The sequence below is a fragment of the Carnobacterium sp. TMP28 genome, assembly GCF_047553015.1.
Classification (GTDB): Bacteria; Bacillota; Bacilli; order Lactobacillales; family Carnobacteriaceae; genus Carnobacterium_A.
Window position 1 is genome coordinate 1853379 of sequence record NZ_CP180212.1, and the last position, 23482, is coordinate 1876860.

The following is a 23482-nucleotide window of genomic DNA, read 5'->3' on the forward strand; positions in this document are numbered from 1 at the left end:
TTGGGTTTAATCTTTTATTGATTAGCGGTGCTTGTCAAAGATCCTTAGACAACGTCGCCTCTCCATGCAGAAATACCACCCATGACATTTGTAACAGTAAATCCATCTTTAGCTAGATATTGACAGGCCATAGCAGAACGTCCACCTGAATGGCACATAACAAAATACTCTTTTCCCTTTTCAAGTCTACCTTTTAAGTCTGGAAAATCACTGAGGGGCAAATGAATAGCTCCTTCAACATGACCATTTTCCCATTCGTCTAACTCGCGAACATCAACTAAAGAACGCGTTGTTTTTTTCCACTCTTGTTCGAATTCTGGCATTGAAATAGATTGATACATTAGTTAACCACCTTTTGTGAATTTACTACAGAATAAAGTGCAAAAGCACCATCTAAGTTTTTAGCAGTAAATCCGTTTTGCTTTAAGATTCGTTCTGCAATGTAGCTGCGTAAGCCACTTTGACAACTAACAATAATGGGTTGTTCTTTTGGTAATTCACTCAAGCGCTCACGTAAGTCATCTAATGGAATAGTTAGAGCGTCTTTTAATCTACCGTCCGTTGCTACTTCGCTTTCTGTTCGCACGTCTAATAACAACCAACCGTCTTCTTGCATACGTTCTAATTCGTGCCACTGAACAGATTCAGATAAACCTTCCATCATGTTCACTGCTGCATACCCTGCCATATTGACTGGATCTTTAGCTGAACCAAATGGTGGAGCATATGTGAATTCTAATTCTGGTAAATCTTCAACTGTCAATTCACCTTTAATCGCTGTTGCAATGATATCAATTCTCTTATCTACACCATCTTCTCCAATGGATTGTGCTCCATAAATTTTACCAGTAGTAGCATTAAATAAAAGTTTCAATAAAATAGTGCTCGCATTAGGGTAGTAACCTGCATGATTTTTACCTTGCACATGAACAACAGCATAGTCTAAACCACTTTGTTTCAATTGGCGCTCATTTAAACCTGTTGATGCAGCTACTACGTCAAATACACGCACAATTGCTGTACCGATACTGCCTTTGTTCTTTCTATTTAACCCACTAATAACGTCAGCAACTTGTCTGCCTTGACGGTTAGCAGGTGAGGCTAGCGCAATCATTGTGTCTTCACCAGTAATTTGTTGTTTAACAATAATAGCATCACCAACAGCATAAATATCTTTAACACTTGTTTCGTAAGTTGAATCCACCACTATTCCACCACGAATACCTGTTTGAATATTCGCTGTTTTTGCAACAGTTGTCTCTGGAATAACACCTACAGACATTAATGTTAAGTCACTTTCTAGTTCTTCACCATTTTCCAATACGACTATTCGACCTTTTTCTTTAAAAGCACTTGCTGCAAGATTGGTATGCAATTTAACGCCATTTCTTTCTAGTTCTTTTGTTAAAAAGGCAGCCATTTCTTCATCAAAAGGTGGCAATACGTGCGGTGCTTTCTCAATAATCGTAACATGAATACCACGATTAACTAAGCTTTCCGCCATTTCTAAACCAATAAAACCAGCTCCAATAACCACTGCTTTTTTAGGATTAAGTTTTTCTACGTGATTCATAATCTTATCTACATCTGGTACAGAACGTAAAGTGAAGACATTTTCAGCTTCAGCTAGCCCTTCAGCTGGTGGTATAAAAGCTTTAGAACCAGGAGAAAGAATTAATTTATCATAAGATAACGTATACGTTCCTTTTTCAGACTTTACTTCAACTTCTTTTTTATCAGAATCGATAAGCATCGCTTCACTATTAGGGCGTACATCTAATCCAAAACGTGCGTGCAATTGTTCTGGTGTCTGAACCAATAAGTCGCTTCTTTCTTCTATCTCACCTGCAATGTAATAAGGCAAACCACAGTTAGCGAAGGATACGTATGGTCCTTTTTCTAATACAATAATTTCTGCTGTTTCGTTTAAGCGTCTTAATCTTGTTGCCGCAGACATTCCACCGGCTACTCCACCAATAATAACAATTTTCATTACAATTTTCCTCCTCTGACAGAACCTGTCCAACTTGACATTCCGCCACGTACGTTCACAACATCTTGTCCTTTAGCTAATAATTGTTTGGTTGCTCTCTTACTGCGCATTCCAGATTGACATACAACATAAGTCGTTCCTTTTGTAGTATGATTTGCAACTTTCCCAAGTGGGATATTTTTAGCACCTGAAATATGTCCAGCCTTAAATTCATGAGGCTCACGAACATCAATAATTTGTGGTTTCTCTACTAATTTACTTTCTAACTCTTTTGTAGAAATAGATGGTACTTTTTTAAAAAACATAGTATTCCTCCTAATTTTTATCTTATTACTTAGTGAATTTTGTTCAAAGATAACTATGACTAAAGTCTTGTTAATCATTTTTTACTATACTCTTGAATTCAGTCTGCTTGCTTTTTAGTCCTATACCCTTGACCGTATCAATATTATACCTACAAGGGTATTTTTTGTAAAGCTTTTTAGCTCAAAAAAAAGATTAAGCACAAATGCTCAATCTTTTTTCCCTACTTTTTAGTTTAAAAATTTAGTGGACTCTTTACAAAGTTTAATGTTAAGTCGACGTAGCAACTACTTTGTTCCTACCCTGATCCTTAGCTTGATACAAACAACGATCTGCTAGACGATATAATTTCTTTAAATCTTTATTTCCAGTTGAAGCTAACCCTATCGAAACAGTCACATCCACACTATTGTCTTCTTCAAGTTTAAACGGCTTTAAAGCAACATCTGATCTGATTTTTTCAGCTAAATTATTTAATTCGCTAACTGTATAATTAGTTATAATAAGACAAAATTCTTCTCCACCTATACGGTAAATCTGCTCAGTATCTGGAGCATTTATTCTCAAAATCATCGCTAACTGCTGTAAAACTAAATTACCATTTGGGTGTCCGTAAGTATCGTTAATTAATTTAAAATGATCAATATCTAACATTAAAAATGCAGTATTATAATAATTTTTATTTTTTTGAATTAATTGCCACTGTTTATTGAACTCTCGCATATTTAATAAGCCTGTCAAATAATCTCTTTTTGCATATTCTTTTTCACTTAAATACATCTGTCGGCTTCGTATCATATCATCAACAAATAATTTTTCTAAAACAATAACTATAGTAGAGACTAACCAAAGCAAAAAGAATGTGTTCAGACTAAACAAAATATTTCCGGTTAAATAATAAGCATTAAAACCAGATGTTATTACAAAAATCGTATTAAATAGTAGCAACGTTATGTATTTATTAATAAAGGTAGGCAGATAATTATATAGAATCGGCAATACAATCCCTATTAAAATGTAAGCCGTTGCAGATAGAACAGAAGCTTGATTAACTCCCCAATATAATCGCAAGATTGAAACAAAAATAGTTATTGGAATAGAAAAGGCAGGACCAAAATAATGAACTAAAAATATAATAATAATATGTCTCAAATCAACTTTCATATTCTCTGGTAAATTTACAGAAAAAGACATCACAATAAAGCTTGTTAATCCCGCAAATAAGAAAATCGATATTTTCTGTTGTTTATTTAAAATAAAATTTCTCTCATTAGGAATGAGTTTAATGCCTAAATAAGACATCATACTAATAACAGAAAGATTAGCGATCGTACTCAGAAAAATTAATTTTGTTATTTTAGTACCCTCCTATCCTTTAGCTTGCTTACATTATTCTACTTTTATTAATAACTCTCAGATTTGAAACTCTTTGATGGTTTACCAAAGTGATAACCTTGTTGGAGAAGAATGCCTTGCTCTTTGAAAGCATTACTAGTCAACTGATCTTCAATACCTTCTATTACCAATTCTAATTGGTAGCTTTCTGCGAAATTTTTCCAAGCTTTTAAAAAAAGTTTAGTTGTTTCATCATCCATCCCTTTATGGGCATATTTTACTAACGAAAATTTTATTTGACTGATGTGTTTAACATATTTTAAAACTTGTTCTAATGAATTTCGCCCGGAGCCCACATCATCTAAAGAAAGACTGTATCCCTTTTCCTTTATTGATGAAAGAGCACAGTCTAAATAACTATCAATCATTTTTACGTTTGAAAAATGAGCTGTTTCAACAAAAAGTACGGGTGCTTCTGTTATTTCTATAATTAACTGCTTTTTAAATGGCTGCATTGCACTCAAGAAAAGATGTGTTTCTCTATATAACAGCTGCTTTGGAGCTAAATTAATAGAAAAATTTAACTTTGGGTACAACCTCACTGTCTCTGTCAGTTCTTTTTGAAACCAAGTTAAAAAAAGAGCATGTTTTTGTTGATTATTAATAATATCCTCCATATCAGAAGCAGGATAACAGGGGTAGTGTTGGGTATTTCTCAATAAAACCTCGTAACCAAGAACTTGATCATTTTGCACGTTTACTTTTGGCTGAAAATGGAGCTGAAAGACATCCATATAAAACCTCCTTTTCTACTATATAAATCGGCTATTATTGGTTAATCTTAATCTTAATTCTAACTTTCATTTATTTTCATTTTAATCTTTCAGTCAAAATAGAGTCAAATAAATCAATTGTACTGTGGTTAAACGAGTTCATTAGATTAAACTAATTTTTTTACTACTTTTTTAGGTTCCGCTTACTTTTTAACTTAAAATTAAATGTTTGATTGATGATTTAGCTAGTTTCTTCAATCATTTAAATACATTAAATAGACTAAATCTGTCGTATTTGTTGTTTTCAGATAAATGATCCGTTCTTAAACTTTATATTATACATACTTATGTCTATTATACCACTTAATACGTCTAGAACGACGATTAAATAGATGGTTTTTTACTTAGGCCTCCTTTTTTTATCTAATATATCAAGTTACTTTTGTTATTTATATCATATCACTTATCCAAATCCCAATAATAGTAACTATTTTAATTTATTATTTTTAGAATTTGTCAAACTTGTTCACATTTAAACATTTACTCATTCTCAATAGATCTATTCCATTATAAAAAGCCCTCCAAAAAATAATTTTTGAGAGAGCTTTTGTTTTCTTACTATTTAATGATTTTCAACAACACGTGTAAACTTATCATACAACTCATCCATTACTACAAAACGAGCTTCTCTGATTGTTTCTTTTCCTTCTACGAAAAGCAGGAGTGCCGGAACTGTAAAGACTGTGAATTGGCCTGCTACTTCTGGAACATCATCTGCGCTCACTTGAATGGGGTGAATCGTTGGGAACTCCTTGAGCATTTCTTGGACTTGCGGTTGAACGGAATGACACACACTACAATTTTCTCTCGAGATATAAACAAATGAAAAGCGGTGTTCTTCAATAAACGCTAAAATTTCTTTTAATGATTTAGCTTGTGGAAATGTATTCATACTCTACCTTCTCCCTGATTGCTATTCGTTACTTAATTAAATCAAATTTTGTTGTTAAGATATCTTTCGTTACTGGGCCTACGATTCTCTCTTGGATAATTCCTTGACTATCAATAATATAAGATGTTGGCAAGGATTGGACGCGGTATAAATTAAACATTTTTTGCGTGCCATAAACATTTGGGTAATCAACATCAAATTCGTCTAAAAATAGCTGAGCATTTGCAAGATCTGTTTCTGATGTAGTCACATTCACGCCTAATACAACGACGTCTTCTTGTGTTTCGGAAAATTCTTTTAGGTGTGGCATCTCTACTTTACAAGGAGGACACCAACTTGCCCAAAAGTTTAAGAAGACTTTCTTTCCGCGATAATCCGAGAGCTTCACCATATTGCCAGCCATATCTTCTGCTTCAAATTCATAAGCTAATTGCCCTGAGTTATTGCCTTCTTCAAGGACTTGTTCTGATTGGCTTTCTTCTTGTTGTATTCTAGCATCTGAAGCAGCTTGTTTTTCATCTTTTCTCTCTTGGACAAAGTCATAGCCAAAATCAACAAGAACAAAAATAAGTACCAGTCCTAAAATAGCCCAAATTATTTTTTTCACTTTTCTGTCCCCCTCATTTATCCTAACAGTTCAAATTTTGTTCCTTCTAATAAACGAGCTACCCATTCAGATATACTTTCTAAGGTACCTGTCAAAAGCAATATACCTAGTAAAATTAAAACGACTCCACCAATTTTCATAATTAAATCACTGTATTTCAAGATATTCTTTAATTTAGTTATAAAGAAAGAAACCAGTAAAAAAGGCAATGAAAAACCAACAACATACATCACTAGATAAAGTAGCGGCGGAGAACCGACTGCTGTTCCTAATAATAAGATAGAAGAAAAGATTGGTCCGATACAAGGCGTCCAACCTGCAGCAAAGCCTAAGCCTACTAAAAATGTAGAAGAAAAACTAACCGACTTATTGGCTTTCAAAAACCGATAATCTCCTAACAAAGCAGGAACTTTAAGGAGTCCTGTAGTTAAAAGCCCCATAAAAATAATTAATAAACCAGCAAATCGCTGCAACAGCAGACTGATTGAACCAGTCATCAACTGACTAAAGGCATCTCCCAAGTAACTCATTCCTAAACCAAGACTAATATAAACAACCGATACGCCTGATAGGAACACTAAAGAGTGCAATAAGACATTCTTTTTAAATTTAAATGATTTGTTCTCTTTTACTTCTTGAATATTTTTCCCTGTGATATAGGAAATGTATAACGGCAATAGCGGAAGTGTACATGGAGATAAAAAAGATAAAACTCCTGCACCAAAAGCTACCCATAATGTTATGTCCGTTTCGATTGTTTTTGCCTCCTTAATAATAGGACTAAGACTACGATCCATTCAATTGCTATAAAACCAAGTAGTTCTGGGGTAACAACAAAACCAAAATACAAAACAGATTGGCTTCTTGTTATTAAAAGATGAAAAATAGTGCCTAATAAGCCACCTGCGATTATCCAACTGTCTCCCCCTAAGGGTATAGTAGAAGACAACAAGAGTAAACCAGAAAATAATAAAATCAATCCAACCATTAAAGGACTCTTATATAAGAAGTAATAATAAATGTGGTTAATGATTCCCAATAAAGATACCAACTGAAAAATAGCCACTACTATTTTTTGTTCTATTTTTTCCTTTTTCAAAAAACGGTAAGAGCTATACGCTAGCACTAAAAGAAAGCTAGCAGATATGGCTGTGGTTGACAAGATTAATGCACGATAAGGTAGCGCAATAATATCAAAAAAATGAACGAATCCGTTCCCAACAAAGGCAATCACTAAAAAATAAACTACTTTATCAACGAAACGATTTAGCGTTTCTTTCTTTTCATTTACTGCTAAGGAGGTCAATAGCCACCACAATCCAATTCCTGTACTAACCAAAAGCAAAGGAACGAAAACTGGATTAGAAAATAAGTTCAACACATCTAAAACTCCTTTACATTCTTTTTAATTCTTTTAGATACTGTTACACCATTATACGGATAGGGGTATTACATGTAAAGCCCTTTAACTTATTCTCTCTTCAATAGCTAACTCTTATTCCTCAGCTCTTCCAATTGTTTTTCATTCTCAATTTTGTTTTCCTTTGTTTTTATTTGTTTGACTTTGTTTGTTTTTAATGATAACTTTTATTGAGTAGTCTCTTAATTTTTTCAACCCTATCATCCAATTGTGAGCGTATCCAAAAGAAAAAACTGAATAATTTAGACCAAGATACTAGATGCTGCTTACTGTTTAATAAGCTAGTCTAAGTTTACTATCATGACAGGTTGTTCAATCAAGATGCTATTTATTTGATGTACTAACTAAGGAGGAGTTTAAATGATTACGATTGAAAATGAGTATTTAACTATTCATATCAAAGAAAAAGGTGCCGAGCTTGCCAAAGTTTATACTAAACTAGATGCTTTTGACTACCTTTGGACTGGAGACAGCCAGTATTGGGGAAGACAGGCTCCTGTTTTATTTCCTATTATCGGTAAATTAAATGAAGATACTTATACTATCGAAGAAAAAGAGTACACAATGAGTCAACACGGCTTTGCTAGAGAGTTTGACTTTGAACTTGTCAGCCAAAGTGACAAACAAGCATTGTTTTCTTTATCAGCAAATGAACAGACTAAAAAAATGTATCCTTTTGATTTTAACTTACAAATCACCTATCTATTAGAAGGAAAAAATCTTACTGTCCACTATAGCGTTGAAAATCTCAGCGAAACAATTAAGTTACCTTTTGCTTTAGGTGCTCACCCTGGATTTAATGTCCCTTTAAATCATAATGGCACCTTTTCAGATTATCAGTTAGCTTTCGAGCCAGCTTTAAAAAATTCTATTAGCGTTTTAAACATTGACGATGGACCGTTCCCATTTATTACAGGAAATAATAAACCGTTAGCTTTAACAAAAGAGAATGTGTTGGAATTAGACTACCCAACCTTTGACAACGGTTTAATCATTATCGACGAAGATATTGCACGTGTTACTTTATCTAGTCCTCTTTCTAAGCATAGTATTACACTAGAAGTTAGCGAGTTCCCTTACTTAACCCTATGGACCGTTGAAAACAAACAAGCACCTTTCTTATGCATTGAACCATTTTATGGATTACCTGATCAAGTTGGTAAAGTAGGCGATTTGTATGATAAAAAAGGCAATTGTATTTTAGCTCCTTTAGATACTAAAAAATTGCACTTTTCAATGACGTTTGAATAAACGCTATCTTTTCTAGGCAAAAAAGCCAAGACAACTGTCTTGGCTTTTTTGTCTAGCTTGTTAATGAATCGGTTTAAGAACGATTAATTCGCCAACCAACCCAACTTTAATGCCTTCTGCTATTTTATCTTTTCTCGTTTCATGTACCAATTGAAATTTATTTGTTTTAACAATTTCTTTGTTTTGGGTCTTGAATTCTCCTTCAAAGGGTTCATTTGAGCCTTTAATTAAGATAACAATCACCTTGAATCCAAGTTCATCTACCACACAAGGGCTGTAGTGAAGCGTAGCACCATACATCTCAATTAAAGTACCTGCTGGAACATAAAAAATCTTCGCGTCTTCTTGCGCATTAAAAACACCATCTACCACTTGTTCTCTTTTACCTAATACCATTAAAACGTCTGTTAAAACAATATTTACTTCGCTTCCCTGATGGTATTCATATGCTGAAAATGAGGTGTTGTTACCCGCACATTCACCCGCTTCGACGGGAAGACCTGCGTAAACATCTGCTTTTATTTCTTTAATGATTTTGAATGCTTCCAATTCATTATTGGATGGAGAATAGATATTGCCTTCTTCAGGAATAGCAATGTTCTTTTCTGCATATTCCTTTATTCCTGTTATATCGTACCCTTCAAGTACACGACCATATGATTTAAATTCTGAACTCGTTACATCATAAATCGTATATTTTTGATTTTCTTTGCGAACAGCGTCTATTTTTTTCATATTTTTCATCCTTTTCAAAAAAATATCTTTAAGAGCTACTAAGTCCACGTGGGTCCTAGTAGCTCTTAAAGTTTCGTTATCTTTTATTGAATTACTCTTTATTTAATTTTGTCGAAATAAGGTACAGCTGTTTCAGCAATAACAGCGTTTAACTCTTCAATATTTTTCTTACCAACTGTGTTCATCCACTCTTTACCAGCTTCTTCGCCATCTCTAGCAAATACTTCTATTCCATTAGCCCAAGTTGCACGGCCACATAACACACCGTTGAATTGAGAACCTGCTGAATGAGCAAATGTTAATGTATCTTGGAACATCTTAGCAGAGACACCTGCACTCAAGAAAATAAATGGCAAATCTGTTGCTTTCGTTTGCTCAACGAAATAGTTTTTTGCTTCCTCTTTAGTGTAAACAACTTCGTTATCTCCGTTGTATCCTTCAACATAAGCCATGTTTACCGGTACTTCAACTTTCAATACGTCTACTTTGTATTGAGGTTTAGAGAATTCTTTCATCATTTCATTTACTTTATGAGGTTTTACTTTAGCGTATTCCGGGCTCTTAGCATCAGCATTTTTTGCATCATAAGAAACTAATTCCAAGAAGAATGGAATGTCTTCTGCTGCACATTCTGATCCAAGTCTTTCCATGTAAACGTGTTTGTACTCATTGATTTTTTGGTCTTCATCAATATCATAATACAATAGGAATTTAATAGCATCTGCGCCAGCTTCTTTCAAGCGGTATACAGACCATTCTTCCAGTAAGTCTGGTAAACGACCTGGTTCAGTAGCATCGTAACCTGTTTTTTCGTAAGCTACTAGTAGACCTGTTCCATCTGCACGTAATTTTGATGCAGGTAAACCATATTCTGGATCTAATAAAATAGAAGTCGAATAAGGTGTTAATTCTGAAGAAATCACTTTTTTAAATTCAACGATATCTTCTTCGTTAGCGGGTTTGTTTGCTGCTGCACCTAACATTTTTTTAAGTGAACCACGTTGATCAATTGCTAATGCTGCGATTACGCCTCTTTCGTTTGATAATGCTTTAAGAGCTGCTAATTTATTTGGTGTCATGCTGTCTCATCCATCCTTTTAGTTTAATTTTTTTAACAAAACTTTTTGATAATACTCATTAAATAACTCATTATTGATAAAACCTGTTTGTTTTTCTATCGTATTTAACATGCCTGTTGTCATGCCTGTCTTCATCACCTCAACATCGTCTGCGTCAGCTGCAATGGCACTAGCCAGTCCAGCCACCGTTGAGTCCCCTGAACCAACAGGATTAACCACATTAATTTTAGGAATGGTTAAACGGAAAAACTCTTCATTGTGCTTTACAAGTGCACCATCAGCTCCTAAAGAAATGACAACCCACTCTACGCCTTTAAATAATGAATTTGTTGCTAAAACTTCTTGTAATTCAACTAAATCACGGATTGGTTTTTCTATCAGTTGAGCGATTTCTTCTTGATTTGGCTTAATTAAAAAGGGCTTATGTTTACCAGATAGACTAACTTTCAACGGTTCACCAGAGCTATCTAGCAGAACGGGAATTTCTCTAACAGAGGCAATCTCAATCATTTTTGCGTACAATTGTGTACTTAGGCCTTTAGGCAAGCTGCCAGATACTGTGACAACCGATATCCCATCTAAATTTTTTGCAAAATGACTTAAAAAATTAGCTTCGTCTTGCTCATTTAATAGAGGTCCTGTTTCTAATATCTCTGTTTGTTGCATGTCGTCGTGCAAAATAGCGATACAATTACGTGATTCTTGATCAATTGGCATGAAGTTGTGTTTGATCTTCGTTTCATCTAATTTTTTTTCAATAAATTGACCAATCGTTCCTCCTAAAACACCAGAGGCAATAACTGGAGACTTAAGTTGATGGAGCACTCTTGCAACGTTTAACCCTTTTCCACCGGCCGTCTTAGTTACTTCTGTTACTCTATTGACGCTATTCAACTGAAGTGTTTCTAAAGGATACGAAATATCTACAGATGGATTCATCGTTATCGCTAGAATAGATTTAGTCATCAGTACAGCTCCTTTTACTTAATCGTGGTAATAGCCTTCATCCCATAAATCTAACTCTTTTTTGAAGAACTCTGGATTGTGTTGTTCGTCATTTTTTGGTGCAAGGTTATCAATTTTTTCAATTAATTTTTTATTTTCAGCTGTTTCTTTGTACTCAGTACTTAAGAATGTTGCAACGATATCTTCAGCTAAAAATTTACCGACTGTTGTTCCACCGAAGCCAATGACATTTGCATTTAATTCTTCTGTTACGTATTTAGTGATTGCAGCATTGCTAACTAATGCAGCACGGACACCATCGTTTTTATTCGCAGCCACTGTGATACCAACACCTGTCCCACATAAAACAATCCCTCTATCTGCTGTTTTATTGCTAACCAGTTCGCCGACTTTTTTACCAAAAATTGGATAATGTGTTCGACTTGTATCATAAGCTCCTACATCAATCACTTCGTGTCCTTGTTCTTTTAAATAGTTGGAAATCGTTATTTTTACATCTGTTACGATATGATCGTTTCCTATTGCAATAATCATTTTACTTGTTCCTCCTCATTAGTTTTCATTGGATTTTTTAAATCATTTTTTCAAGCATATCTACACGAACTTGGTGACGTCCACCAGCGTATTCAATCCCTAAATAAGAATCCACAATACTTTTTGCCAATGCAACCCCAACAACTCCAGCTCCTAGAGCGATAGCTTTTGCTCCATTATGCTCAGTCGTCATATGTGCTGTGCGTTCTTCTGTTACGTTAGCTGTAATCATACCTTTTATTTTATTGCTAGCCATAAATGAACCAGCACCAAATTCATCAAACATAATGCCACGATCTGCTTTGCCTTCTAATACAGCACTAGAAACTAATGTTGAAGACTCAATGAAGTCTTCAGCTGGTTCTGTTGTCGTATCCACGATAGTGTACTTTTGTTCTTCAAGATAGTGTTTGATCGTTTCTTTTAATTCAAAGCCTTTTTTATCTGAACCTAATGCAATTTTCATTTTATAATCTCCTTTGGTTTGCTTGTATTTCCTGTTGTTTTTACTTTAGTGTATTCTCCATAATGCGTTAACGTTTCTTTAGATAATTGATGATTTGTAATCAAATAGTCAATATCATATAGACTATAAAACTGGTAGAAATCATCTTTGTTCAATTTATGGTAGTCTGTCAAAATATATTTTATTTGAGCATTATTTAACGCTTTCTTTTGTGTTTGTCCTTCTTCAGTATCTGCTGTCATGATACTTTCATTTCTTATGCCGTTAACACCAACAAACGCTCGATTAAACTTTAACTTCTCAATTGTCCCATTTGTTAACTCTCCAACAAATGCTCCCGAACGTTGTCGAAAAGTCCCACCTGTTAAAACAAGATCGATTTGTGGTCGTTCTTTTTGAAAAAGTTCAAAAACAGGGAGACTATTGGTTACGACTCTTAAATAATCTACTTGAATGTAACTTGCTAAAAGTTCTAAGGTTGTTCCTGGTCCAATAAAAATTGTTTCGCCATTTTTTATTTCAGAAGCTGCAATTCGAGCAACTTCTCTTTTTTCTTCTATATGAATTTCTCTCTTTTCAACATGAGAAGCTTCATAGATAATACTGCTCTTAATGCTCTGTGCCCCACCATGAAGGCGTATAATTTTACCACTTTCAGCTAATTCATCTAAGTCTCTTCGAACGGTCATATCAGATACATGTAATTTCTTTATCAAATCAGCTGTCTTTACGGTACCGCTTTTATTTACTTCTGATAAAATAGTCAGCAATCGATCTCTTTTCATTTTGTTCTCCTTCCTATCTGTTTATTCATTGCTACCTGTTTATTTGTTGGTTATTTATCAATACAAACATAAACTAACATTTATACAAGCGAATGTCAACATCTCTTAGCAATCCTATTGTATTATCTTTACTCAAATACTTGTTTTAAAAGCTTTGAAAGCATTATTTTATATAAACCTTCTATATGACACTCTAATTTTTATAGTGATTTATTTTTCTTATTCTTTATTTTTCTATTAAGAAACAGAAAAGAAAGCGTTGACTTTTGTTTTTTTCACGTTATACTAGGAAATGTAGAACACAAACAAACAATAACAATCATCAACGAACAGGAGGTCAGCATTATGTTAGCTACAAACTCAGATATCGTTAACCCGTTATTTTTACCTGATTCTATTTTCTTATCTGAACAAACATCTAAAGAAGCTGTTTTTAAAGATGTTGCTGAACAATTAGTAAAAAAAGGATTGGTAAAAGAATCATTTTTAGAAAATTTGATTAAAAGAGAAGAATCTTTCCCTACCGGAATGGATTTATTCGTAGTCAATCCTTCTTTACCAAATATCGGTATTCCTCATACTGAAGGTGAATTTGTTAATACTAGGTGTATTATTCCAGTGAAATTAATGACACCGGTAACATTTAACAATATGATTCATCCTTCTGCTACTTTGGAAGTTAGTTTCCTATTTATGATTTTGAACAATGATCCAGGAGCACAAACCAATATTTTATCTGATATTATGGGATTCATCAGCACAGTTGATCCAAAGCAACTAAATGAATTTTTTAACTATACAGATACAGAAAAAATTTATCAGTTTTTACAAGAAAAATTTTAATAGTGTCATAAAAAAAATAGACTATATTAGGAGGAAAAAATAATGATTAAAATTTTAGCAGCGTGTGGAGCAGGAGTTAACTCAAGTCATCAAATTAAAGATAGTATTGAAACAGAAATGGCAAATAGAGGCTACAATGTACAAGCAGATGCTGTTGTCGTTAAGGATATCAATGAAGAAATGATGGCTAAGTACGATATCTTCACACCTATCTCTACTCCCGATTTGGGTTTTACTATTCCTATTCCTATCGTAGAAGCTGGTCCAATTTTATATAGAATTCCAGTAATGGCTATTCCTGTATTCGATGAATTAGAAAAGACCATTAAAGACAATAATCTTCAATAAAATAGAATATAAAAGGGGCTAAAATGATATGTTAGATGGTATAGTAAAATTTTCCAATACGATTTTCCAACCCTTAATTGATTTAGGGTCTGCACCAATGATGTTAATTCTCTTAACACTTTTTGCACTTATTATGGGTGTTAAATTTTCAAAAGCTCTTGAAGGCGGAATCAAACTTGCCGTTGCACTAACTGGAATGGGAATGGTTATTAATATCTTAACTTCAGCCTTTTCTAAATCTCTACAAGCTTTCGTGGCTAACACGGGAATTCAACTATCTATTACTGACGTTGGCTGGGCTCCTTTAGCGACCATCACTTGGGGATCTCCTTATACACTCTTCTTTCTATTAATTCTTGTTATTATTAATATGGTTATGCTTGCTTTAAATAAAACGAATACATTAGATGTTGATATTTTTAACTTCTGGCACCCGGCATTGCTTGGTATCATTATCTTATACTTCTCTAATAATTTATTCGTTGCAACTTTATTCGTAGTCTTTATCGGTGTATTGAAATTTATCAACTCCGATTTAATGAAACCTACTTTTAATGATCTGCTAAATATGCCAGAACAAAATCCTACTACTACTACACATTTGAACTTTATGTTAAATCCGCTTATCATGTTATTCGATACTATTTTTGATAAGTTCTTTTATAAACTTGATAAATACGACTTTAATGCTGCAGAGTTGAACAAAAAAATCGGCTTCTGGGGTTCAAAATTCGCAATTGGTTCATACTTAGGTGTTTTTGTTGGTTTATTAGGCCAACAATCTATTACCGCAATCTTTGCTTTAGCCTTTACGGGTGCTGTTTCTCTTGAATTATTCTCTATTGTTGGTTCTTGGTTCATTTCAGCTGTCGAGCCTCTTTCACAAGGGATTACAAACTTTATGGCTAAACGTTTCCCTGGACGCAAATTATTTATCGGAATTGACTGGCCTTTCTTAGGCGCTCGTGCTGAGATGTGGGCAACTGCTAACGTTCTAGCTCCTATCTTGTTAATCATGTCTCTATTTTTACCAGGAAACGCTATTCTTCCACTTGCTGGAATCATCGCTATTGGTCTAACACCTGCTTTGTTAGTCGTTTGTCGTGGTAAAATGTTAAGAATGATTATTATTGGAGTATTTATGTTACCAATCTTCTTATGGTCAGGTACAATGATTGCACCATTAGTAACAGATACAGCACAGAATGTTGGTGCTTTCCCATCTGGATTAGAATCTTCTCAAATGATCTCTCACTCAACTAAAGAAGGTCCTGTTGAAGGAATGGTTGCTATTTTAATTGGTAAAGCTGTTAGCAATCCAAATGCTAAATCTGTTGTTTACGCTGTAGGCGCACTTTCAGCATACCTGATATTATTCATCTGGTATGCAGGAAAAATGAAAGTACGAAATAGAATCTATCTTGAAGAAAACGAAGATGCTTCTGCTCCTACTCCGGTTGCAGCAAAAGGCACTCTTTAAAAAATAAAAAAAAGTAGTCCAATATGGACTACTTTTTTATTTGACTCATTCTGTTAGTCACTACCCATTAACGAATCCAACCTTTTATTGCTACTTACTAAGTAGTTGTTGGATTGAATCGTTTTTGTATAAGTAATGGAAGATAAAAGAAGCTGCAGAGAATCCCAGCAATCTTGGATTCTTTGCATCTTCTTTTTGTGTATCAGTTCGTTAATTTTTGCAATTCTGTTATCGCATCAGTTAAACGATTAATTATTTTATCTGCTAAGTCTTGCTTAAAATTAAATCTCTCATCTCTTTTAGCTAAAACATACATACCTGCATCTTTCGCAGCCATGATACCATAAGTAGAATCTTCAATAACTAGACATTCTGCTGGTTTCACTTCTAATTGAGCCGCAGATTTCAAATAAATCTCAGGATTGGGCTTAGATTGTCTAAACATGTCTCCACTTAAAATAGACTCAAAGTAATGTGACAAGTTGCACTCTTCTAACACCTTTTTGATTTCTGTCATCGATGAAGAGGAAGCTAAAGCAATCTTGTACTTATTTTCTACTAGCCAGTCTAATAACGTTTTTAAATTAGAATCTAGTATATCATTACTATCAATCGGTCGATCTTTAAAATAGTCCTCATAAGCTTTATCATACTCATGTTTATTTAACGTCTTTCCCCAGATACGTTGGATAGTATCCCATGTATCTGTTGAATTAGCTCCAGCAATTTTATCTAATTCTTCAAGATCAGGATGAACCTCATTAACTTTAAAAAATTCATGCAATCTTTCATAATAAATGGGTTCTGTATCAACAATTACACCATCCATATCAAAAATAACGGCCTTAATCATCTGTGTTTCCTCCTCAGTCATTGTTTTATACGTTATCTAATAGGACTATTTTCTATCATTCCTTTCATTGTAACAAACTTTTCCAATGAAGCGAACGCCATTCAAGATTATTGTGTGATTGGCTTCTAGAAAATAGAGACTAGTAACTTAACGAATAGGCAGGCTACATTCATGATGATAGACAACATTGAATCAACTTTTTTTTCACTAGATAAATGGATTTTTTTTGGTAGATAGTATCCATAACTAATCTCTTACGAAAACATCCTTTTTACTGAGCTTTATCTAGATACGCATATTTATAGCTTGTACTACCAAATACGGGTAGGTAAATATCTTTTACATAAGATTGTTCAAGATAAGGTTCAGCTGTTTGATAGATGGGTATATCTACGTAATGTTCTCCTAGAGCAACTTTCTCTGCTTGAATCATTGATTCCCATCTTGCTGAAAGGTCATTATATTGTTGGTTACTTTTTTCAATCCATTTATCTACATCTTCAAATGAATAATTTCCACGATTAATTTCTGTACTAAAACGTTCGACAAAATTAATAGGATCTGCAAGGTCTGCTGACCAATAGGTCGTAGCCATTTGGTAATCGCCTTTTTTAACGTTATCTAGTCTAGAATTATCAGGCATTTGTCGAATCTCAATGGTTAACCCTGGTAAATTCTTTTGATACTCGCTTTGAATAAATTCAGCTAATTTTTTACTGTCTTCAGTATCAGACGTTGTGAGCTCTAACATTATTTCTTTTTTATCTAGCTCTTTCAAGCCTTCTTCCCAAGCTTCTTGTGCTTTTTCAACATCGAAACCAGCTATATCTCCTGCTTCTTCACGAAAATCAACAGTTGTTTCAGGATGTTTAGCTAGCCCTCTAGGAACATGACCATAGATAGGCTCAGAACCATCTTGTAAGACATTGTCCGTAAAGTTTTTGCGGTCAATAGCTGTCATTAATGCTTTTCTTATATTTTTGTTGGCTAATTCAGGTATTTCTTGGTTTAGTTCCAAGTAATAAATCCAAGCCTTATCTTTTGTCTTGAAATCTTCATCATTTTTGTATTGAGGAACAAAATTTCCTGATAAAGAAAACGTATCTAATTGTCCCGAATCGTATAAATTAATACCTGTTCCAATTTCTTTCACAACTTGAGCGTTAACTGCATCAAGTTTAACGGTATCTTTATCCCAATAGCCATCATTTTTAACATACTTCCAAGAATTCCCTTCAGCTGCAGTCCAATCTGATAAAACAAATGGTCCATTGTAGATAGTTGTTTCAGCGCTTAATCCATAATTTTTACTTTGTTCAGTCACATAAGCTTCATTTTGCGGAAAATAAGGCGGAATAGTTAATAAATTAATAAAGTATGGTACAGGTTGTTCTAATGTTACTTTAACTCGTTTATCTCCTACAGCTTCAATACCTAGTTCATCGACGGTCTTTTCGCTAGCTAAGATAGCTTCTGCATTTTTTATAATTCCTGAAAATAAATAAGCGTACCCAGAACCATTAGCAGGATCAACCATTCTTTGCCAAGCAAATTGATAATCAGCCGCTGTGACCGGGGTTCCATTTGACCAATTAGCATCTTCACGAATAGTAAACGTATAGGTTAACCCATCTTCTGAAATTTCTGGCATATCTTTTGAGTCTGCGGGTACTATTTCGCCTGATAAATCATAAGAAAGCAATCCATCAAAGACATTATTCATTGCTGTAAAGTTAGTCGTAGAAATAGTCGTATCCATTGTATCCATTTCTGAATCTGCGGCTATATTAAGAACTTGACTGTCTTCTTTGGCTTTTTCAGTGTTCTCTTTACTTGTATTCGTTGCACAACCACCTATAATTACGGTTACTGCAGCAAATACAACCAAGTTTATTTTTTTATTTTTGGTCATTTTTTTACTCCTCTTTTTAATGTATTGGTTGATCGTTTCATTTATTGTAACTGAAATTAGTTTATCTACTATCTAATAAAAAGGTTGAAAAATGCATGAGTTAGTAACACTCATGCACATAGGGAATATTCTACTATGACTGGACTAGAAAGAATCATTTCATCATACTTTATTTTAAAAAACGCTAATTGTTCTCTTAAGTCCTCCATGCAACAGAGACGATACTATATTCCTTCATAGTATCTAGTTAGCTTCCACTTTTTTGATTAATAGTTTATCTCAGAACTAATCTATGAGTACACTAACCTTAACAATCCAACTTTGCCTTGTCAATTTATCTGATTTTCTTTGAAACTATCTTTTAAAACAACACTATCTTTGATTAAACAGTCATTGCCATGACTGTTTAATCAGTTTTTCGTGTATTCTTTCTGTTACGATCCACTATTTGCAGCGCTTTGTTGGCTTGCTATAACACAATCAATTACGATAATCACACCCAAAGCTAATAGTGTATGGGATTCATCCCTTATATCTAAAGCATAAGTGTCTCCCCATGTCAGCCATTCTTTAGAAATATCTGCAATTATTCCTTGATTCGTCACTATTTGATAATTGTGTTCCCAAATAGACCCTTCTACTTGCCAAGAAGGCCCTTCAATCGTGTAAGATGGTTTGAAAAAAGTAAAATCTTTCGTCACTTTAGCTTGTTCTTTCCCATCGACAAATAACGAATAAGTTGGCAAAAATTTAAACAGTTGTTGTTCAATGTAGAGGACTTCTTTTCCATTACTATCTTTTACATGCAGTTTTTTCCCCCACGATAACAGTTCACCTTCTACTGAATAAACATCTTGACCCAGACTATCTTTAACTGAAAATGTATCTTTCCAAGAAAAAAATTTTTGTTTGATGTAATAATTCATTTTGCCCCATCCTTCTCATGAAAATAGTTTTTAAATAGGAATGTATCTTTTATTAAGAATCGTTCTTTTTCTTAAAACCTACCACAACCAGACACTTAACAAAAAAGAAAAAACACTATTGGTTCTTTTATGCATTCGATTTTGACAATACATTTTTTGTTTTCCAAAGCAACTATACCCATTCTTTTCCCTTCTTTATCCTTTAACCTCCTTGTTCTTATACAACAAGCTGTGTTTTCTCTTTAGTTTAAAGTATACTCGTATTTGCTTAGAACTGTAACTAAAATACGGATTCTTTCTCCCAAATAGTTTTTTATCACTAAAAACAGAGTAGACTATAGGCTAGTCTACTCTGTTTTTCTACTATTCTGGCTTTTCAAAGAAAAAATAGTGCTTAATTATTTTTTGTAGAAAATATCTTTATTACAATTTTTTAGATATTCTTTTTTGATTTAATTGTATTTGATAGCAACTTAAGCAACGACTCAGCGAGCAATCGGTACATGAAAAAAAGAAAGAAAAATACAGTAAATCAAGGATTCACTTTTTTCTTTACATACTTTTTTAATTCCTTTTCACTCAGCACTGTCGTCTGAGTTAACTGATACATTTGGTAAAAATCGTTTTTTTATATAAGAAGTAGTTCGCCTAACGACTTTGTTCATTCTTTAGCAGGTCTAGCTAACATGATTCCTCTAACTGAAAAAATATTATCTTCTTTAAAAACATATAATTTATTCTAATTAAACCGATTCCTCTTGCTTTAAACTCTAGCACTTTTTTGCATCTTCTGAATTAACTCGAATAGCTATCGTTTTTATTTTGAACGACTATTGAAACATGAGAAGTCACTCCTGCTCTAGCTAGTAAGATTTCTCTTTCTATTTTCATCCTCACAGAAACATCCTCAGAAGGCGTTTTCTATCTGACTAAAATAATTTTTATACCTTTTTCCACTAGTGTTGCATAAACATAGCTTGATTAACCTCATTTCTTATTTTTCTGAAAAAAGGCAAAAAAAGGGAATGCTTACGCGAAAGATGACTATTTCCAGAAAATTTTGCTTATTCAACTGATTCCATTACCAACGGACACCCTTTCTTTAAGGATCTAAGTCGGTATCAAAAGATTAAACCATTCTTCTGCCGGTTGAAATAACAGATAACGAAAAAATCGTTTGATTTGGAAAACAGACTGGTTACTTTTTGTTTTTAACTTAATCAAATAGGTTAATAAACTGGCAATCATGGCTAAAATCAGCTGATTGACAACTCCTTTTTCACTTCTTGAAAAAAACTTTTTAATCGTCATATGTTGTTTAATATGCTTGAAGAACAGCTCTATTTGCCAACGTGCTTTATACATTTCTGCAATGTCAGTAGAGGAGCAGTCAAAACGATTGGTAATAAACTGGAGAGTTTTCCCCTTTTTATCTTGAACGGTTACTAAACGAAATCTGGACGTTAGATGGTTCTGAGCACCTAATGCGACCATTTGGTCGCTGATAACGGACTCACTCTTGGAAGCTACTAAGGGTTCTAAAACATGAACTTTTGTATTCTTTTTGATTCTTGTCACAAAGAAGTAGCCCTGCGAGTGCATCGTATCTAATCGTTCAAAATCAAGGTAACCGCGATCAAACACATAAGTCGCTTCAGGTTGATTAACCAATACTTCTAACTGATTTGTATCGTGCTCGACGGCGTTAGTTAGTGTAAATTCATCTGGGTAAAGATGGTCATTATCCATAAAGCAGAGCTTTAAGTGAAGCTTAACTCCTGATGTTGTTTTACGAAAATCAGCCCATTGATAAAGATTTTGATTAAGTGAAAACGTCGAAGAATCAATTAGATAGAGACTATTTCTTTTCGTTACGGGCCTTTTATTTTTAGCCTGACTAACTAGCTGACTAAAAATAGCTAAAAGAATCTCTGAATCTATTTTTGATAGAGTTCTAGAAAGCTGGGAATAACTGATACTAGTCATGCCCATTTCTTTTTGAAGTTCTTTCGAAACAAAAGCCGCATTCATCTCTCTAAGACTTTCTTTTTCGTCATTGATTCCATGAAGAAAAAGTTGAAGAGCTTGAGAGAAACTAAGTTTCTTATGATATTTATCAAAGTCAACAATCTTTTTTTGAATAGAGCTTGGTAAAAAATCTAGCTTAATCGAAGAAAACCATTTATTAAAAGCAGAATTTGTTTTATACTTATCCATGAGTTTGGTCCTTTTTATTGGTCTTGGATGAGTCATCTGAGTTCAGTATAAAGGACCTTTTTGCATATTGGAATAATATAAACAAATTTGTGAAACATACAATGTTTCATGCAACACTAGTGACCTTTTTCATTTATTAAAAGAAGCATCCATTTTCTTTACATAATCAACAATCAAGTTAGCTGTTTCTTCTATAGCATTGTCAGAAACATCAATAACCAAACAACCAATTCTCTTCATAATCTTATCGGCGTATTCTAGCTCTTCTAAAATACGGTTCATTTCCGCATAACTAGCATTAGAAGGTAAGCCTAAATTTTTTAATCGTTCTTTTCTAATACCATTTAATTTTTCAGGAGTATTCGTCAAACCAATAATTTTAGAAGGCGAAATTTGATAAATTTCTTTAGGTGGTTCAGATTCAGGGAAAAGTGGGACATTAGCAACACGTATATTTTTATTAGCTAAATACATGGATAAAGGTGTTTTAGAGGTCCTTGATATTCCTAGGATAACTAAATCTGCTTTTAGTATCCCTCTTGGATCTTTGCCATCGTCGTATCGAACAGAAAATTCAATGGCTTCAATCCGTTTAAAGTACTCTTGATCCATTTTCCTAATGATACCTGGTTCTCCTAGAGGTTTCAAAGAGGTTGCTTGTTCTATTGCAGTCAGACCGTCACCTAATAAATCTACTAAAAAAATAGCATTTTTTCCAGAAAACTCTTTGATGTATTGTCTCAATTCTTGTTGGACTAATGTATAAAAAATAACCGTATTTTCTTCTTCAGATACATTAGTTAGTATTTTTTCTACTGTTTTTTTAGTTACTACGTGAGTAAATTTTTTAATTTCCTCAACTTCGATAGAATACTGAGAAAGAATTGAGTGTATCACTTGTTCACCTGTCTCTCCAATTGAATCAGAAATAAGGTAAATTGCTACAGGTTTCATATTATCCCCCTATCTGTCATTTTTTATAATCGCTAAAAATAAACGACTAATGACTGTTTTTGAAAATTTCCCAACTATTTTTAACTGGTTTATTTTATCTTCATTAGTAGATTCAATAACTGGAAGACTGTCAACTTCATGCTCTAACAATTTTTTTGTAGCAACTTCAACAGAATCCGTACCAAACACATAAGCGACATTGGGTACTCTTGTCATAGCCATACTAACAGGGATTTCTTCAACAGTCATTTTTCCAATCACTGTTTTTAATAAGTCCTTTCTAGAAACAAGTCCTACAAGTTGCTGGTTTTCTGTAATATAAACTGAGCCTACATCTTCTAGAAACATTTTAATTACTGTATCTTGAATAGATGTATCGGAAGTCACTATCACTGGAACACTCATAACGTCTTCTACCTTTTTTTCTTTTATATCCTTTATAATAAAGGGCTCTACTTTATGAGCATTATAAAAATAGCCAACTTTAGGTTTTGCTATCACTAATTCACTCAAGGTTAAAAGAGATAAATCCGGTCGCAATGTTGAACGTGAGAATCCTAGTAATGCCGCTATTTTTTCACCTGTAATAGGTTCCTTTTCTTTTACAATATCAATAATTTTTTTTTGTCGTTCACTTAAGTCCATTGCCTAGCTCCTTCATATAGTGTGTCTTAATAACTATATAGTATGTCACAATAGAGAGATTGTCAACCTGGATTCTATCTTTTAACTAGTGTCATTTTCAATCGG

At 33.6% G+C, this 23482-nt stretch carries 25 protein-coding genes; 4 read left to right on the top strand and 21 right to left on the bottom strand.

The annotated features are described in order from the left end of the window. Positions 1 to 44: 44 nt before the first annotated feature. The 9 genes from ACMHYH_RS08865 to ACMHYH_RS08905 form a co-directional block, all read right to left on the bottom strand. Positions 45 to 341, bottom strand: coding sequence for a rhodanese-like domain-containing protein (locus tag ACMHYH_RS08865; protein WP_414839043.1), 297 nt, complete (start codon positions 339 to 341; stop codon positions 45 to 47). After that, positions 341 to 1993 carry an FAD-dependent oxidoreductase gene (locus ACMHYH_RS08870; RefSeq protein WP_414839044.1) on the bottom strand — a complete coding sequence of 551 codons (1653 nt, stop codon included), beginning with the start codon at positions 1991 to 1993 and terminating at the stop codon, positions 341 to 343. Before ACMHYH_RS08870 ends, ACMHYH_RS08865 begins: the two co-directional genes overlap by 1 nt. Continuing rightward, complete coding sequence (locus tag ACMHYH_RS08875; RefSeq protein ID WP_414839045.1) at positions 1993 to 2298, bottom strand: rhodanese-like domain-containing protein; 306 nt, start codon at positions 2296 to 2298, stop codon at positions 1993 to 1995. The genes ACMHYH_RS08870 and ACMHYH_RS08875 overlap by 1 nt, the downstream gene beginning before the upstream one ends. A gap of 268 nt (positions 2299 to 2566) precedes the next feature. After that, on the bottom strand, positions 2567 to 3601 hold the full coding sequence (locus ACMHYH_RS08880; protein ID WP_414839046.1) for a GGDEF domain-containing protein: 1035 nt from the start codon (positions 3599 to 3601) through the stop codon (positions 2567 to 2569). Positions 3602 to 3699: 98 nt separating this feature from the next. Next, entirely contained in the window at positions 3700 to 4425 is a 726-nt protein-coding gene (locus ACMHYH_RS08885; protein ID WP_414839047.1) for an EAL domain-containing protein, read from the bottom strand. Positions 4426 to 5026: 601 nt separating this feature from the next. Beyond that, positions 5027 to 5356 (bottom strand): thioredoxin family protein, encoded by a 330-nt coding sequence (locus ACMHYH_RS08890; protein WP_414839048.1) that lies wholly within the window; start codon positions 5354 to 5356, stop codon positions 5027 to 5029. Between the two features lie 28 nt (positions 5357 to 5384). Continuing rightward, positions 5385 to 5963, bottom strand: a complete 579-nt coding sequence (locus ACMHYH_RS08895; protein ID WP_414839049.1) for a TlpA family protein disulfide reductase — start codon at positions 5961 to 5963, stop codon at positions 5385 to 5387. Between the two features lie 17 nt (positions 5964 to 5980). After that, complete coding sequence (locus tag ACMHYH_RS08900) at positions 5981 to 6760, bottom strand: cytochrome c biogenesis CcdA family protein (protein WP_414839050.1); 780 nt, start codon at positions 6758 to 6760, stop codon at positions 5981 to 5983. Then, on the bottom strand, positions 6703 to 7344 hold the full coding sequence (locus ACMHYH_RS08905) for a hypothetical protein (RefSeq protein WP_414839051.1): 642 nt from the start codon (positions 7342 to 7344) through the stop codon (positions 6703 to 6705). Before ACMHYH_RS08905 ends, ACMHYH_RS08900 begins: the two co-directional genes overlap by 58 nt. Before the next feature lie 399 nt (positions 7345 to 7743). Here ACMHYH_RS08905 and ACMHYH_RS08910 point away from each other — a divergent pair, with 399 nt between their 5' ends. Continuing rightward, positions 7744 to 8634: an aldose 1-epimerase family protein gene (locus tag ACMHYH_RS08910; RefSeq protein ID WP_414839052.1), complete on the top strand. Its 891-nt coding sequence runs from the start codon at positions 7744 to 7746 to the stop codon at positions 8632 to 8634. A gap of 60 nt (positions 8635 to 8694) precedes the next feature. Here the strand turns inward: ACMHYH_RS08910 and ACMHYH_RS08915 are convergent, their stop codons facing one another. The 6 genes from ACMHYH_RS08915 to ACMHYH_RS08940 form a co-directional block, all read right to left on the bottom strand. Further along, positions 8695 to 9369: a DUF4867 family protein gene (locus tag ACMHYH_RS08915; protein ID WP_414839053.1), complete on the bottom strand. Its 675-nt coding sequence runs from the start codon at positions 9367 to 9369 to the stop codon at positions 8695 to 8697. Between the two features lie 98 nt (positions 9370 to 9467). Further along, positions 9468 to 10448, bottom strand: coding sequence for a tagatose-bisphosphate aldolase (lacD, locus tag ACMHYH_RS08920; protein ID WP_414839054.1), 981 nt, complete (start codon positions 10446 to 10448; stop codon positions 9468 to 9470). A gap of 18 nt (positions 10449 to 10466) precedes the next feature. Continuing rightward, complete coding sequence (locus tag ACMHYH_RS08925; RefSeq protein WP_414839055.1) at positions 10467 to 11414, bottom strand: hexose kinase; 948 nt, start codon at positions 11412 to 11414, stop codon at positions 10467 to 10469. Positions 11415 to 11432: 18 nt separating this feature from the next. Next, the gene (lacB, locus tag ACMHYH_RS08930) at positions 11433 to 11948 is read right to left on the bottom strand and encodes a galactose-6-phosphate isomerase subunit LacB (protein WP_414839056.1); all 516 of its coding nucleotides are present in this window, start codon (positions 11946 to 11948) and stop codon (positions 11433 to 11435) included. Between the two features lie 37 nt (positions 11949 to 11985). Then, a complete protein-coding gene (gene lacA, locus ACMHYH_RS08935; protein ID WP_414839057.1) occupies positions 11986 to 12414 on the bottom strand; it encodes a galactose-6-phosphate isomerase subunit LacA in 429 nt (142 codons plus the stop codon). Next, positions 12411 to 13199 (bottom strand): DeoR/GlpR family DNA-binding transcription regulator, encoded by a 789-nt coding sequence (locus ACMHYH_RS08940; RefSeq protein ID WP_414839058.1) that lies wholly within the window; start codon positions 13197 to 13199, stop codon positions 12411 to 12413. The genes lacA and ACMHYH_RS08940 overlap by 4 nt, the downstream gene beginning before the upstream one ends. A 345-nt stretch (positions 13200 to 13544) precedes the next feature. Between ACMHYH_RS08940 and ACMHYH_RS08945 the strand changes: the two genes are divergently transcribed. The 3 genes from ACMHYH_RS08945 to ACMHYH_RS08955 are packed head-to-tail and all read left to right on the top strand — an operon-like array spanning position 13545 to position 15870. After that, positions 13545 to 14042, top strand: coding sequence for a PTS sugar transporter subunit IIA (locus tag ACMHYH_RS08945; RefSeq protein ID WP_414839059.1), 498 nt, complete (start codon positions 13545 to 13547; stop codon positions 14040 to 14042). A gap of 42 nt (positions 14043 to 14084) precedes the next feature. Then, positions 14085 to 14390 carry a PTS sugar transporter subunit IIB gene (locus ACMHYH_RS08950; protein WP_414839060.1) on the top strand — a complete coding sequence of 102 codons (306 nt, stop codon included), beginning with the start codon at positions 14085 to 14087 and terminating at the stop codon, positions 14388 to 14390. A 28-nt stretch (positions 14391 to 14418) separates the two neighbouring features. Then, positions 14419 to 15870, top strand: coding sequence for a PTS galactitol transporter subunit IIC (locus ACMHYH_RS08955; RefSeq protein ID WP_414839061.1), 1452 nt, complete (start codon positions 14419 to 14421; stop codon positions 15868 to 15870). A gap of 202 nt (positions 15871 to 16072) precedes the next feature. On the opposite strand, the gene ACMHYH_RS08960 is transcribed toward ACMHYH_RS08955, so the two are convergent. The 6 genes from ACMHYH_RS08960 to ACMHYH_RS08985 form a co-directional block, all read right to left on the bottom strand. Next, positions 16073 to 16723 (bottom strand): HAD family hydrolase, encoded by a 651-nt coding sequence (locus tag ACMHYH_RS08960; protein WP_414839062.1) that lies wholly within the window; start codon positions 16721 to 16723, stop codon positions 16073 to 16075. 271 nt (positions 16724 to 16994) lie between these two features. Next, positions 16995 to 18635, bottom strand: coding sequence for a peptide ABC transporter substrate-binding protein (locus ACMHYH_RS08965; RefSeq protein WP_414839063.1), 1641 nt, complete (start codon positions 18633 to 18635; stop codon positions 16995 to 16997). 434 nt (positions 18636 to 19069) lie between these two features. Next, positions 19070 to 19561 carry an LURP-one-related/scramblase family protein gene (locus ACMHYH_RS08970; protein ID WP_414839064.1) on the bottom strand — a complete coding sequence of 164 codons (492 nt, stop codon included), beginning with the start codon at positions 19559 to 19561 and terminating at the stop codon, positions 19070 to 19072. A 1110-nt stretch (positions 19562 to 20671) separates the two neighbouring features. Then, positions 20672 to 21778, bottom strand: a complete 1107-nt coding sequence (locus tag ACMHYH_RS08975; RefSeq protein WP_414838910.1) for an IS4 family transposase — start codon at positions 21776 to 21778, stop codon at positions 20672 to 20674. A gap of 129 nt (positions 21779 to 21907) precedes the next feature. Beyond that, entirely contained in the window at positions 21908 to 22732 is an 825-nt protein-coding gene (locus tag ACMHYH_RS08980; RefSeq protein ID WP_414839065.1) for a pyruvate, water dikinase regulatory protein, read from the bottom strand. 9 nt (positions 22733 to 22741) lie between these two features. Next, the gene (locus ACMHYH_RS08985) at positions 22742 to 23377 is read right to left on the bottom strand and encodes a helix-turn-helix transcriptional regulator (protein ID WP_414839066.1); all 636 of its coding nucleotides are present in this window, start codon (positions 23375 to 23377) and stop codon (positions 22742 to 22744) included. Positions 23378 to 23482: the final 105 nt, after the last annotated feature.